General features: G+C 38.3%; 15 protein-coding genes. All 15 read left to right on the top strand.

The genetic code is table 11. The annotated features are described in order from the left end of the window. Nucleotides 1-251 precede the first annotated feature (251 nt). The 15 genes from RCG19_RS02465 (at nt 252) to RCG19_RS02395 (ending at nt 14,269) form a co-directional block, all read left to right on the top strand. Complete coding sequence (locus RCG19_RS02465; protein WP_308109553.1) at nt 252-860, top strand: superoxide dismutase; 609 nt, start codon at nt 252-254, stop codon at nt 858-860. Nucleotides 861-969: 109 nt separating this feature from the next. Beyond that, entirely contained in the window at nt 970-2,196 is a 1,227-nt protein-coding gene (locus tag RCG19_RS02460) for an MFS transporter (protein ID WP_308109552.1), read from the top strand. A 177-nt stretch (nt 2,197-2,373) separates the two neighbouring features. Further along, complete coding sequence (locus tag RCG19_RS02455) at nt 2,374-4,476, top strand: peptidoglycan D,D-transpeptidase FtsI family protein (protein ID WP_374049603.1); 2,103 nt, start codon at nt 2,374-2,376, stop codon at nt 4,474-4,476. 263 nt (nt 4,477-4,739) lie between these two features. Next, entirely contained in the window at nt 4,740-5,663 is a 924-nt protein-coding gene (locus RCG19_RS02450) for a phosphate ABC transporter substrate-binding protein (protein WP_308109550.1), read from the top strand. Nucleotides 5,664-5,810: 147 nt separating this feature from the next. Beyond that, nucleotides 5,811-6,665 carry a phosphate ABC transporter permease subunit PstC gene (gene pstC, locus RCG19_RS02445; protein WP_308110912.1) on the top strand — a complete coding sequence of 285 codons (855 nt, stop codon included), beginning with the start codon at nt 5,811-5,813 and terminating at the stop codon, nt 6,663-6,665. After that, nucleotides 6,665-7,549 (top strand): phosphate ABC transporter permease PstA, encoded by an 885-nt coding sequence (gene pstA, locus RCG19_RS02440; protein ID WP_308109549.1) that lies wholly within the window; start codon nt 6,665-6,667, stop codon nt 7,547-7,549. The genes pstC and pstA overlap by 1 nt, the downstream gene beginning before the upstream one ends. Before the next feature lie 120 nt (nt 7,550-7,669). Next, nucleotides 7,670-8,476, top strand: coding sequence for a phosphate ABC transporter ATP-binding protein PstB (gene pstB, locus RCG19_RS02435; protein ID WP_308110911.1), 807 nt, complete (start codon nt 7,670-7,672; stop codon nt 8,474-8,476). Between the two features lie 12 nt (nt 8,477-8,488). After that, the gene (gene pstB, locus RCG19_RS02430; protein WP_308109548.1) at nt 8,489-9,262 is read left to right on the top strand and encodes a phosphate ABC transporter ATP-binding protein PstB; all 774 of its coding nucleotides are present in this window, start codon (nt 8,489-8,491) and stop codon (nt 9,260-9,262) included. A gap of 13 nt (nt 9,263-9,275) precedes the next feature. Further along, nucleotides 9,276-9,935, top strand: coding sequence for a phosphate signaling complex protein PhoU (gene phoU / locus RCG19_RS02425; protein ID WP_308109547.1), 660 nt, complete (start codon nt 9,276-9,278; stop codon nt 9,933-9,935). Between the two features lie 315 nt (nt 9,936-10,250). After that, entirely contained in the window at nt 10,251-10,760 is a 510-nt protein-coding gene (locus RCG19_RS02420; RefSeq protein WP_166238524.1) for a DUF4912 domain-containing protein, read from the top strand. Continuing rightward, entirely contained in the window at nt 10,753-12,012 is a 1,260-nt protein-coding gene (locus tag RCG19_RS02415) for a glycosyltransferase family 4 protein (RefSeq protein WP_308109546.1), read from the top strand. Before RCG19_RS02420 ends, RCG19_RS02415 begins: the two co-directional genes overlap by 8 nt. A 14-nt stretch (nt 12,013-12,026) precedes the next feature. Beyond that, nucleotides 12,027-12,653 carry a hypothetical protein gene (locus RCG19_RS02410; RefSeq protein WP_308109545.1) on the top strand — a complete coding sequence of 209 codons (627 nt, stop codon included), beginning with the start codon at nt 12,027-12,029 and terminating at the stop codon, nt 12,651-12,653. A gap of 62 nt (nt 12,654-12,715) precedes the next feature. Further along, nucleotides 12,716-12,865 (top strand): 50S ribosomal protein L33, encoded by a 150-nt coding sequence (rpmG, locus tag RCG19_RS02405; protein WP_166238518.1) that lies wholly within the window; start codon nt 12,716-12,718, stop codon nt 12,863-12,865. Between the two features lie 55 nt (nt 12,866-12,920). Further along, nucleotides 12,921-13,487: a 5-formyltetrahydrofolate cyclo-ligase gene (locus RCG19_RS02400; protein WP_308109544.1), complete on the top strand. Its 567-nt coding sequence runs from the start codon at nt 12,921-12,923 to the stop codon at nt 13,485-13,487. Then, nucleotides 13,484-14,269 (top strand): DUF92 domain-containing protein, encoded by a 786-nt coding sequence (locus RCG19_RS02395; protein ID WP_308109543.1) that lies wholly within the window; start codon nt 13,484-13,486, stop codon nt 14,267-14,269. The genes RCG19_RS02400 and RCG19_RS02395 overlap by 4 nt, the downstream gene beginning before the upstream one ends. Nucleotides 14,270-14,276 lie beyond the last annotated feature (7 nt).

The raw sequence follows: 14,276 nt of genomic DNA, 5'->3' as shown, positions 1-14,276 counted from the left end.
AAGCCGTCCAAAAGGTTAAAAAGCAACCTTTCGGCCGGCTTGTCTTGTGCTTGTCGGGGCTGACCAAGGCGCTTTCGCTTTTCTCGGAATAAAAATCTGATTATCGGGTATTGTATTTATGGTGGAGACTAAGCATTAAATTTGAAACCATGAACAAATTTTGGTATCTTTAGACTAAAGCTTTAGAAATATTCTTAAAAAGTAAGAATTACTAAAGCCTAAAAAATATCCGTACATAGGAGGAACTTATTATGGCATTTGAATTACCGAATTTACCTTACGCAGAAGATGCACTTGAACCGCACATTGACAAAGAAACGATGAATATTCACCACACTAGACATCACAACACATATGTGACAAATTTAAACAATGCATTAGCTGGTAACGAAGAATTACTTTCAAAATCAGTTGAAGAAGTAATTGCTAATTTGGATGCGGTTCCAGAAGCTGCACGTACTGCAGTACGTAACAATGGCGGCGGACACGCTAACCATTCTTTATTCTGGCAAATCCTTTCTCCAAATGGCGGCGGCGCACCTGCTGGTGAATTAGCAGATGCTATCAACAATAAATTTGGCAGCTTCGAGAGCTTTAAAGAAGAGTTTGCCAAAGCTGCTACAACTCGCTTCGGCTCTGGCTGGGCTTGGTTATCTGTAAATAATGGCGAATTAGAAGTATCAAGCACTCCTAATCAAGACTCTCCATTAATGGAAGGGAAGACTCCGATCCTTGGCCTTGATGTTTGGGAACATGCGTATTACTTGAAATTCCAAAACAAACGCCCTGACTATATCGGTGCATTCTGGAATGTAGTTAACTGGGATGAAGTTTCAAAACGATACAGTGCAGCAAAATAAATAGAATGAAAAGAGGCAGCCAGCGGCTGCCTTTTTTCGTTTTCCTAAAATATTGAATAAGAACTATGGACCAGATAAAGACTACCCTTATACAAAGGGGAGTTTTTTTATGGCAAAAAAATTTAGGATTTTAGGTGATGTAGAATTAACCAAAGATTTATCACTTTTACTGATTATTGGTGGTTTGTATTCATTGAGTGTTGCCTTATCGAACACATTTGTGAATATTTATCTTTGGAAACAAACGGGAAAGTATTCGGATATTGCCCTATATAACCTGTCGATTGTTGTTTTGCAGCCGTTAACGTTTATCCTTGCGGGGCGTTGGGCAAAGAAAATCGATCGGGTTATAGTCCTTCGAATCGGAGTTATATTTTTGGCAATCTTTTATCTAGCGGTATTAATTTCGGGGACTAGAGCTTCCACGTATCTACTATTATTAGGGAGCCTGCTTGGAATTGGGTATGGGTTTTATTGGCTCGCCTATAATGTGTTAACCTTTGAAATCACCGAACCTGAGACGAGAGACTTTTTCAATGGATTCTTAGGGATTTTAACCTCCGGTGGTGGAATGATAGGGCCATTAGCAGCTGGCATTATTATCACCAGATTTGAAAAGTTCACCGGATATACATTTGTGTTTGGCCTCTCGTTAGCATTATTTGCACTTGCCATTTTTTTGAGCTTTTCACTAAAACGAAGACCGGCTTCAGGAAAATACTGCTTTAAGCGGATCATTGCAGAGAGAAAACGGAATGAAAATTGGCGTCTCATTACCAATGCCCACTTTTTCCAGGGACTTAGAGAAGGGACGTTTTTATTTGTTATCTCTGTTTTTGTTTATATTTCGACGGGAAGTGAAATGGCATTAGGAACATTTGGGTTAATTAATTCAGGGATATCCTTTGTTGCTTATTATTTTGCGTCGCGGATGATAAAAAAAGAGTATCGAAAAAAAGCCATTCTGATTGGCGGCATCATCCTTTATGCAGCAGTCTTGCTAATCGTTTGGGATATTAATTTTGTGAAATTGTTAATTTACGCAGCGATGATTGCGGTTGCTTATCCACTATTGCTTGTCCCATATCACTCAACGACCTATGATGTAATTGGCCGCGGTTGGAAAGCGGCGGAAATGCGAATTGAGTATATCGTGGTTCGAGAGATCTTCTTAAATTTAGGGCGTATCGTATCCATCCTTGCTTTTCTTGCTTCGGTCACCTGGTTTAATGAAGCGAAAAGTATTCCGATTTTACTGTTGTTTATTGGGGCCGGACATTCGATCATTTATTTTTTTATAAAACGAGTTCAACTACCAGAAATAAAAATGCGATGAGGTTCTTATTTCTCATCGCATTTTTTTAAAAACTGGTAAGTCTTATGCATGGATATATGGGACATTATCTTATAAAATAAAGAAAGTTATGGTGAGCCTTATGTAAAAAAGGAAGTGTATATAGATCTTGGTTAATAAGAAGAAAAAAAGAAAACACATGTCCCATTTCGTTTGAACATGGTGTTTTTTGTTGTATTTGTGCTTTTTTCCATCCTGATCCTTCGCCTTGGTGAATTACAAATTGTTTTTGGAGATGATTTTAAGCGGGAAATTGAACAAAAGGAGATTGTTCCTATAAATTCTTCTGTGCCGCGCGGGAAAATATATGATACTAATGGGAAGTTAGTAGTTGGAAATAAACCGTTAAAAGCAATTACTTATACACGATCAAGTACAGTTACGACGAGCGAAATGCTAAATATCGCTAAAAGGTTAGCTGCGCTTATTAGTAAAGATACTGAGGAAGATTTCAAATCAATTACCAAGAGGGATCGTCAAGATTTCTGGATCATGAAACATCCTAAATTAGCTAATGCAAAAGTAACAGATGAAGATAAGGCAAGGCTGCAGAAAAAAGAGTTAGATAAAAAGGAATATGATAAAGAAATTTATGACCTAACAAGGGAAAGAATTACGGAAGAAGAACTAAATTCTTTTTCCAATCAAGAGCTAGAAGTATTGGCTATTTTTCGGGAAATGTCCAGTGGAACGGCATTATCACCACATATTATAAAAAATAAAGATGTCACTGATGAAGAATATGCAATTGTAAGTGAAAACCTTGATTCTTTACCAGGAGTAGATACGACAACGGATTGGGACAGGGACTTTTTATACAAAACGGAAGATGGGAATGGGCCTTTAAGCTCCATTTTGGGGAAGGTGACCAGTGCAAAAGAAGGCTTGCCAAAAGATAGTCTGGATTCCTTGCTTGCCAGGGGATATAGTCGTAATGACCGGGTAGGAAAGAGTTATCTTGAGCAGCAGTATGAAGATGTACTGCAAGGTCAAAAAGAATCGGTAAAAAATATAACAGATAAATCAGGAAATGTATTGGAATCACAGGTATATAAAGAGGGGAAAAGCGGGAAAGATTTATTATTATCGGTTGATATCGACCTTCAAGAAAAGGTTGATGAAATTATTCAAGATAAGCTTGGACAAGCGAGAGCAGGCCAACCATATATGGATAGGGCAATGGTCACCGTCATGAACCCGAAAACCGGGGAAATTCTTGCTATGTCAGGTAAACAATATGCAATTGATAGTGAAACGAAGAAAACAGAAGTGAGAGATTTTGCGTTAGGGAATATGACCACTTCTTATTCGATGGGTTCGGTTGTAAAGGGAGCAACGGTACTAACTGGATATCAAACTGGAGCAATTTCGCCGGGGGATAGCCTTAATGACCGACCGTTGAAATTTAAGGGTACTCAAGTAAAAAAATCTTGGAATACAGTTGGGTTTGGTCAAATCAATGATTTATATGCCTTAATGAGATCATCAAACGTGTATATGTTCTTAACTGCAATGAAAGTTGGCGGGCAACAAACGTATGTGCCGAATGGACCGTTAACAATAAACAAAGTTTCTGCCATAAATACATTTAGAAATAATTTTGCTCAATTTGGCTTAGGGGTTCGAACAGGCATTGATCTTCCAGGTGAACAAACTGGCTATGGTGCTGGTCAAATACCACCTGATGCCGGTAAAGTGTTGGACTTTGCAATTGGACAATATGACACATATACCACCTTACAGCTTGTTCAGTATATTTCAACCATCGCAAATGGCGGTCTTAGGATCCAACCGCACTTGGTTAAAGAAATTCGGGAGCCGAATAGTAATTCTGATGAACTTGGCCCGATTATTCAAGAAATAAGACCAACAGTATTGAATAAAGTGGATATGAAAGAATCTTGGATTAACCATGTAAAGGATGGATTAAGGCTTGTCGTCAATGATCCGCAAGGAACTGGGTATGGCTCAATTAAAAATAAGCAATACAAAATTGCCGGAAAAACCGGAACAGCGCAAGCATTATATGATGGACCTTTAGGTGGTCATCCCATGTTATGGAATGTAACATTTGCAGGTTATGCACCTTATGATAACCCTGAAATTGCAATTTCTGTTGTTGTACCTTGGTCAACGACGGACCAAACACATGTTAACCTGTCTATTGCTGATGAAGTATTTAAAGCCTATTTTGATTTAAAAGCATCGAGGGATGCAAATAATACTAACACCACTCAAAATAGCCAGCAGCCCGAACAATAATATGTTGAAACACCTGTCTCGAATTGAGGCAGGTGTTTTTTAATACAAAATAATCTTTAAGACCGTCATAAAATATAGAAATTTGTAAGATATTTTTCAGAAAACTAGAAAATTGATGAAATTTGTTAAATTTACAAAAGAACAATGTATATTTACAAAACCTTTACAGTCGCTTAAAACGCTGTTTACAGTATTCCCTTATGCTTAATCTTGTAAGGCAGACAAACATCATCACCAACAAAAACCTTAGGGGGAAAAAGGAAATGAAAAGTTTGAAAAAATTTAGCCTACTTACATTATTGGCAGCACTAATGGTATTCGCGGCGGCTTGTGGAGGCGGAGCCTCTACAGACAAGACGGAAGGAACAGATACAAAAACAAACGGTCAGAAAAATAAAGAACTGTCCGGTTCATTGAGCGTTTCCGGTTCATCCGCGATGCAGCCTTTGATTGCCGCGGCAGCTGAGGAATTTATGAATGAAAATCCAAATGTTGATATACAAGTACAAGCCGGTGGTTCCGGTACAGGCTTATCACAAGTTGCTGAAGGGTCTGTACAAATTGGTAACTCAGACGTATTTGCTGAAGAAAAAGAGGGTATCCCAGCGGACAAGCTAGTCGATCATAAAGTAGCGGTTGTAGGTATGACGGCTGCAGTTAATCCAAAAGTTGGCATTAAAGATATTAAAAAAGAAGATTTAATGAAAGTATTCACTGGCAAAATTACAAACTGGAAAGAACTTGGCGGTAAGGATCAAAAGATCGTTCTTGTAAACCGTCCAGATTCATCTGGAACACGTGCCATATTTAATAAGTTTGCCCTTGATGGTGCAACACCAGCTGAAGGAATTACGGAGGATTCTTCAAACACAGTTAAGAAAATCATTAACGAAACAGATGGAGCAGTTGGTTACCTAGCATTCTCGTACTTTACCGATAATTCTGTTACACCACTATCCATTGATGGTGTCAAACCAACAGCTGAAAATGTACAATCCGGTGATTTTCCAGTTTGGGCGTACCAGCATTCTTATACAAAAGGTGAAGCTGAAGGCCTAGCAAAAGCATTCCTTGTCTACTTAATGTCGAATGATATCCAAACTAGTCTATTAAAAGAACAAGGATATCTTCCTGTTACAAAAATGAAAGTAGAACGGGATGCCGAAGGAAATCAAAAAGATTTATAAACTGATAGTCTAAAAGAATGAAAGGGTAAGTGCACGATGGCATTTACCCTATAGACGCATTTTAGGGGTGTTTAATCCATGTCAGAAAAGTTTATTCCTGCAAAGGACAGATTGTTAAAATCCGAAAAGCCCTGGCTGAACGGGGAAATGCGCGGGAAAGTTCTTGTCATATTGTGTGCGGTGATCATGATATCTGCGACCATTTCTATTACCATTTTTCTAGGCTCAAAAGGATTACAATCATTTATAAAAAATGGTGTAAGTCTTATTGAGTTCATAACCAGTACACACTGGAATCCTACAAATAAAGCCAATCCGGAATATGGTGCATTACCGTTTATTTTCGGTTCATTTGCTGTAACGCTCCTATCAGCGCTGGTTGCAGCACCATTAGGGATTGGCGGCGCGATATTCATGACCGAGATTGCACCTTCATGGGGAAGAAAAATATTACAGCCAGTCATAGAATTATTAGTTGGAATTCCATCTGTTGTTTATGGATTCATCGGGCTTACAGTATTAGTTCCATTTATTAGGGAACATGTGGGTGGACTAGGTTTTAGTTTGCTTTCCGGAACGATTGTGCTTTCCATCATGATTTTACCAACGATCACCACCATTGCAACAGATGCGATGAGCTCGCTGCCAAAAAGTTTAAGAGAGGGTTCTTACGCTCTTGGCGCGACCCGTTGGCAAACCATTCGTAAAGTGCTGATTCCCGCTGCACTTCCGTCACTAATGACGGCAATTGTTTTGGGGATGTCTCGAGCATTTGGTGAAGCATTAGCCGTTCAAATGGTCATCGGAAATGTTAGAAATTTACCATCAAGTATTTTGGATGCTTCAGCCACTTTAACGACAATTATTACGTTAAATATGGGTCATACGACATACGGAAGTGTGGAAAATAATACACTTTGGTCGATGGGATTCATTTTATTAGTTATGTCGTTTGCCTTTATATTACTCATCCGCTATCTTTCATCAAGGAGGAAGCTGTAATGAAAAGTAAAACAGCTGACCGAATTGCAACCGGAGTATTTGTTGCTATTGCTATTATCATCATTTCAATTCTTGTTGGATTGTTCTCCTATATTTTGGTCAATGGATTTAAACACATTTCGTGGGAGTTTTTAACAACGCCTTCAAGCAATATTCGTGCGGGTGGAGGGATCCGTGACCAATTATTTAATTCATTTTATATTTTACTTATTACGATGATTATCGCTATTCCCCTTGGGGTTGGTGGCGGAATCTATATGGCGGAGTATGCGAAGCCAGGAAAAATAACGGATATCATTCGCTCTTGTATTGAAGTTTTAGCATCACTTCCTTCAATCGTAATAGGGATGTTCGGATTGTTGATGTTTGTTAATATAACTGGTTGGGGATATACGATTATAGGGGGTGCCTTAGCACTTACCGTCTTTAATTTACCTGTTATCGTGCGTGTAAGTGAGGACTCCATACGTAATGTTCCTCGTGATTTGAAAGAAGCCAGCCTTGCCTTAGGTATTACTCATTGGCATACAATAAAAACGGTACTATTACCTAGTGCTTTTCCATCGATATTAACGGGGATTATTCTTGCAGCCGGCCGTGTATTTGGCGAGGCAGCAGCATTATTATTTACAGCAGGTCTTTCAACTCCAAGACTTGATTATGCAAATTGGAATCCATTTTCAGATCAATCTCCATTAAATATATTTCGTCCGGCTGAAACGCTCGCTGTACACATTTGGTCTGTTAATACACAAGGGTTAATTCCTGACGTTGAAGCGGTATCAAATGGTTCGGCAGCTGTGCTAGTCATTTCGGTCTTACTATTTAACCTGTTAGCAAGATGGATTGGACGTATTATAACAAAGAAAATGACTGCGAATTAGAAAAGTAGAAGGGGCCCGTTTATCGGCGTAGGGAGAAGCGCGAAGCACACTAGCCGATGGCGCCTGTAGCTGGACATTGAAAAAATAAAGGGCAGGTGAGAACGGATGGTTACGACTTTAATGGAAAAAGAAACGACAGAACAAACGATGCAATCAACCGTCCAGTTGCATATGGACCATATATTAAAAGTGAATAATTTGGAAATTTTCTATGGTGAAAAACGTGCAGTAAACGGCATTTCCATGGATATTGAAAAAAATTCGGTAACAGCTTTGATTGGACCATCAGGCTGTGGAAAGTCGACGTTTTTAAGAAGCGTCAATCGGATGAATGACCTAATTCCCGGTGCAAGTGCGCAAGGTGAAATCCTTTATGAGGATATCAATATTTTATCTAAAAAAATTAATGTGGTCGCATTACGAAAAGAAATTGGCATGGTTTTTCAAAAGCCAAATCCATTCCCAAAATCAATCTATGAAAATATTACACATGCCCTGAAGTTCAATGGTATTAAAAAGAAAAATCAGCTTGATGAGATTGTTGAGGAAAGCCTGCAAAAGGCGGCATTATGGGACGAAGTAAAACACAGGCTCCATAAATCCGCTCTATCACTTTCGGGCGGGCAGCAGCAGCGTCTTTGTATTGCCAGGACGATTGCCATGAAACCGACGGTGATACTCCTCGATGAACCATCTTCGGCACTGGATCCTATCTCAAATGCTAAGGTAGAAGATTTGATTGTTGACTTGAAAAAGGATTATTCGATTATCATTGTCACCCATAATATGCAGCAAGCTTCCCGTATTTCCGATAAAACTGCCTTCTTTTTAAGCGGCGATTTAGTTGAATATGATGCTACTGAAAAAATCTTCACCAATCCTTCTGTCAAGAAGACGGAAGAATATATCTCGGGAAGATTTGGATAAGGGGGAATTGGAATGGCTATTTCAACATTGACCAGAGAAATATTTGATGTGAAGGACTTAAATTTATGGTATGGAGATCATCATGCACTTAAGGGAATCAACTTTCCGATTAACAAAAAAGAAGTAACGGCGATAATTGGACCATCAGGATGCGGAAAATCCACTTTTATTAAGACGCTCAACATGATGATCAATATGATTCCTAATGTTAAAATGACCGGGGAAATCAATTTAAACGGAAGAAATATAGTAGACGAGAAAAACGATCTGGTTGAACTTCGTAAACATGTGGGTATGGTTTTTCAAAAGGGAAATCCTTTTCCGCAATCTATATATGACAATGTCGCTTACGGGCCAAGAGTCCACGGAATTAAGAAGAAGAAGCACCTTGATGAGCTTGTCATCAAATCACTAATGGATGTGGCTTTATGGGAGGAAGTTAAGGATCGTCTGACTGCACCTGCTCTAGGTTTATCTGGTGGACAACAGCAAAGGCTGTGTATCGCGAGAGCCCTTGCGACAAAACCGGATGTTTTGTTAATGGATGAGCCAACCTCTGCCTTGGACCCAATTTCCACCCTGAAAATGGAAGAATTAATTTTAGAATTAAAAGAGAAATATACCATTGTCATCGTCACCCATAACATGCAGCAAGCATCTAGGGTATCTGATAAAACTGCCTTCTTTTTAATGGGGGAATTAATCGAACTAGATTCAACGTCTACTATTTTTTCAAATCCAAAGGATTCACGTACTGAAGGTTATATTACTGGAAGATTCGGATGAAGAGGTGGCATAAATGAGTGCAAGAACGAATTTTGATCAAAATTTAAAAGAGTTAAAAGAAATGCTTTTAATGATGGCCCATAAATCGGAATGGCAAATTAAAGAAGCGATGATTGCCCTTATAAATCAAGATATGGATAAAGCGAAGAGGGTAATAGACGGTGATAATGAAATCGATGATTTGGATGATGAAATAAACCATAAAGCCCTATTATTAATTGCTAGGGAATCACCTGTAGCATCAGATCTTCGACGAATCAGTGTGGCCTTAAAAGTTTCATCCGAAGTGGAGCGGTTGGCAGACAGTGCCGTAAATATTGCCAAATCTACCATCCATATCGGCAATAAAGAATATTTTAAAGAAATGATTGATATACCCAAAATGATGAAGATGGCTTTGGAAATGGTTTCTGAATCTTTTACTGCCTATTATTCCGAAGATATTGAACTGGCTAAAAAATGCGCGAAGAAAGATGATGAAGTGGACAAAATGTTTGGAGACTTGGTACATGAACTATTGAACTATATTCCACAGAATCCGAACTCGACAAACCAAATCATCCAATTAGCATTTGTGTGTAGATTTATTGAAAGAATTGCTGACCATTCAACGAACATTGCGGAAAATGTAATTTATCAGGTAACGGGAAAGCGGGTTAATTTAAACGCATAATAATAGAACGGGAAACCTTCCAAAGATGAGGCGAATCATGAGGCTTCATCTTTTTCTAATTTCGTGGTAAATAGTGTCGAAATGATTGGCGATTTCCATTTTGAAGGGTGTTGATTACTGTAGAATGATGAACTTGTTCCAATTGGTAAAAATTTTTTTAGCCCATGAACTTACTAGCTATTTGAACTAGCAGGAAACGACAATTTGTGTTTATTGTCTGCCTTTCATTCTGATGGTACGATTAAATTATCAATTAGTTGGAATAATGTAGATCTTTTACGCATATATGGATTGGTTGCAGATTGGAGGAAGAAAATGATTGAAGAAGCGTTACCGGAACAATTGCCACTAAAGGGTGAACTGAAAGCAAAGCTTGTTACCCCTCGTAAAATCATCCTTTTCTGGGATGTTTCCGAATTACCAATAAGGATTACTGAGTTATTTTTTAACCGAAGGTTTGAAGACCTTTTGCATGTTGTAAGAATATATGATGTAACAGATATGTATTTTACTGGGAAAAATGCTCATTATTATCATGAAATAACGGTTCCTTTTGAAAATGGGCATTGGTTTATTAAAGGATTGATGGAAAATCGCAGCTTTATTGCGGAAATTGGTGTTTATATTAAAGGTACTGAATTTTTTCCACTTTATCGCTCTAATTGTATTCATACACCGTCACCAGAAATACCAAAAGGTCATGTATCGCAACAGGATTACTTACAATTTAAACGGTATGAAGAACAGCCCCCAAAATGGATGGATCAGGTAAGTACATACAGCTATTACCTGAAATCAAACAGCCTGGAGGGGGAAAATGAATAGTAAAATTCCCCAAAAAGTTGTTTCTGATTGTGAAATGCAAAAAGATTTGAAATTAACCATATTGATGCTTTGCTGGGAGTTCCCTCCTAATATTGTTGGCGGTCTTTCGCGACATGTATTCGGTTTATCTACTCATTTGGCCATGCTGGGTCATGAGGTTCATGTTTTGACAGCGGGTACGAACGAGCTCCCAACATTTGAACAGATGAATGGGGTGAATGTTCATCGTGTAAAACCAATAAATGAGTGGGATGATCATTTCTTTTTATGGCTTGCTGGACTTAATTTAGCCGTGTCCTTCAAGGCTGATCACCTTTCAAAAGAGATTAAATTCGATCTCATACATGCACACGATTGGCTTGTCGGTGCAGCATCTATTGCCTTAAAGGGGTTGCTAAAGGTTCCATTATTAACCACTATTCACGCTACAGAACATGGAAGAAATAATGGTATTCATACAGAAATGCAGCAATTTATTCATGAAAAAGAACAACAATTAATTGTAGAGTCTGATGAACTGATTGTTTGCAGTGAGTATATGAGAGAGGGCCTTATTTCTGTTTTTAAAGCTAAAAATGAAAAAATCAGTATCATACCAAATGGAATAGAACCCTTAAGGGCAGAAATAAATGTTGGGGAAATATATCCTGAACTAAAGCAAAGAAATTACATTTTTTCAATTGGAAGAATTGTTAAGGAAAAAGGGTTTGAAACAATTATTGAAGCGGCCGCATATGCCAAAGAAATGGATTCAGAATGTTTTTTTGTTATTGCAGGAAAAGGTCCATTACTTGAAACCTACCAGGAGAAAATCATTGCGAGGAATTTGGATAAGCACGTTATATTTATTGGTTATATTTCCGATGAACAGCGAAATGCTCTGATCCAAGGAAGTGCGATGGCAGTCATACCAAGCCTTTATGAACCATTTGGCATTGTTGCATTGGAAACGATGATCCTTGGGAAACCAACGATTGTCGCCAATACTGGTGGAATGAAAGGGATTGTAAAACATTTACAAACGGGAATGCTGATGGTTCCTGGTGATGCCAAAAGTCTTCTGGAACAAATAGAATTCTTACTAAATAATCCAGTGAAAGCGGAAGAAATTGGAGAAAAGGGCAGGCAAATTGTTAAAAGTTTGTACGGCTGGAAACGAATTGCCTCAGAGACAAGCAGAAGAATGGCAGATACAATAGTAAATAATCGTGTAAATGAGAATGGGCGTAGGGTAAAACCAAATAATTTGTAAAATAGGTGTAAAAGATGATAAATCTAACGGAACAACAAAAAAGTAAACCGAACTCTAAACCGCACATGCCAATCGATACGCTTCAATTTGTTCCAGGAATATGGGTAAATGGCAAGTATATTTGGCTGCAAAACTGCATGGAAAAGGTTATTTACGACGAAGAATTAATCATGAAAGTGAAGCAGGAACATATTCACTCAAAAATTCGTTTATTCAGCATTTATGTTAGTAATCACAGTAATCAGCCAAAAGAGATAAAGATTTTAGCGATGAATCATTTTTTAAATGTCGGACAGGACCATTTTACCTTTGTTTCACCAACAGATCGTCACATTTTTCATCATGCAGATAAAAAGGTTTTTCTCGTAAATGCCCAATTTAATCTTTCGGGTATAAAAGAATACACAACCATGCCACTATGGAATGCTTATACTGATCATATCTGGAGTTCTCTACAAAGGGGGAACTTAAAATACCAGCCAATGGTAAAAGGACCTTCGGCTAGTATTTTCGCCATTAAGACATCCATCGCACCTCACCAAACTAATAAAACGATTACTTATACGATTTCTGGTTCAAATAAAAAAGAATTGATTTCAATGGAACAAGCACTTTTGAAAAACACTAGCATTTCCTTGTAATAAATGATATTATAGAAAAGTCGTATGCACGAACTAGCTTAATCGTTTGGAGGGAAATTGACATGCGTGTAAATATTACGTTAGCTTGCACTGATTGTGGGGATCGTAACTATATTTCAACAAAAAATAAACGTAACAATCCAGATCGTCTTGAGCTTAAGAAATATTGCCCAAGAGATAAAAAATCAACAACACATCGTGAAACAAAATAAGCAGTGGGGCTTCCTGCTGCTTTTTTTGTTGTCAAAAACTACGGAGGTTCTATTTATGAATGATAAAAATTTTGTTCGTAATCAGATAAAGGAGTCTCTCACCAAGATATCTAAACCCCTATATGAAGATTATTCCTATAAAGTTGCAGACAGACTATTTAAAGATGAAGACTTTGAGAAAGCAAACGTCATCGGGATTACAGTTTCGAAACAGCCTGAAGTCGATACATACCAAATTATTCGTAAAGCTTGGGAGCTAGGAAAACAAATCGCAGTGCCAAAATGTCATCCAAAAGATAAAAGATTATCGTTCAGAACCCTAACAGAATTTTCACAGCTTGAAACTGTTTATTATGGTTTACTCGAACCTATTGAAGCAAAGACCACAGAAGTTCCTGCCAAACAAATGGATCTTTTAATAGTTCCAGGGCTTGCCTATACAATGGAAGGGTATCGCTTGGGCTTTGGCGGTGGTTATTATGACCGATACTTACCTAATTTTACTGGTAAAACTCTATCCCTAGCCTTTGAACATCAAATCATCCCCAATTTCCCAGTGGAAAACCATGATATTCCGGTTTCGAAAATCATAACCAATAGTAGAACCATCAAACTACTATGATAGAAGTTATCATCATTATTGGCATCTGCGTAACGGGCTTTGGTGGTTATCGCCATAAATCTTTGACCAAGTCGGGAGCTTTGACTGCTATCATAGTAGGAGCAGCGGTGTATGCTGGTTTTGGTATAAAGGGACTCGTTTTACTTGGTACCTTCTTTGCCACCTCGAATTTTTGGTCAAAATATAAAAGTTCTGTGAAACAACCCATCGAAGAAAAATTGGCTAAAGGTGCAACAAGGGATTGGCGACAAGTGATTGCAAACGGGGGAGCAGCCGGGCTTTTTAGCATCATCCATTATTTTGAACCTGATCTAATCTGGTTAATTGGCTTTGTCGTTAGTCTTGCAAGTGCTAATTCAGATACGTGGGCATCAGAAATTGGCAGCTTGAGCCGGAAGAATCCGATTTACATACGTACATTTAAGAGAGTCGAAAAAGGGACATCTGGTGCCATTAGCTCCTTCGGAAGTGCTGCTGCACTTGCAGGGGCGTTTCTAATTTCCATTACCAGTTTTTTTCTGTTCGATCTGGATGGTAGGTTGACACTCTTCGTTTTTCTATTTGGTTATTTTGGTAATGTCATTGATACAATAATGGGTGCCTATTACCAACAAATGTATGTTTGTCAGCATTGCGGTATTGAGACAGAAAAAAGACAGCATTGTCAGCTGCCGACAACCAGAATAAAAGGGTATACCTTAGTGGATAATGATATGGTGAATTTTCTGTCAGGCTTCCTTGCTGCGATTGCAGCCATTGGACTAGTTCTAGTTTCAAAATAAACAGCAA

The sequence above is a fragment of the Neobacillus sp. OS1-2 genome, assembly GCF_030915505.1.
GTDB lineage: Bacteria > Bacillota > Bacilli > Bacillales > Cytobacillaceae > Neobacillus.
Note: the sequence above shows the minus strand (reverse complement) of the source record. Positions and strands in the feature narration are given on the sequence as shown.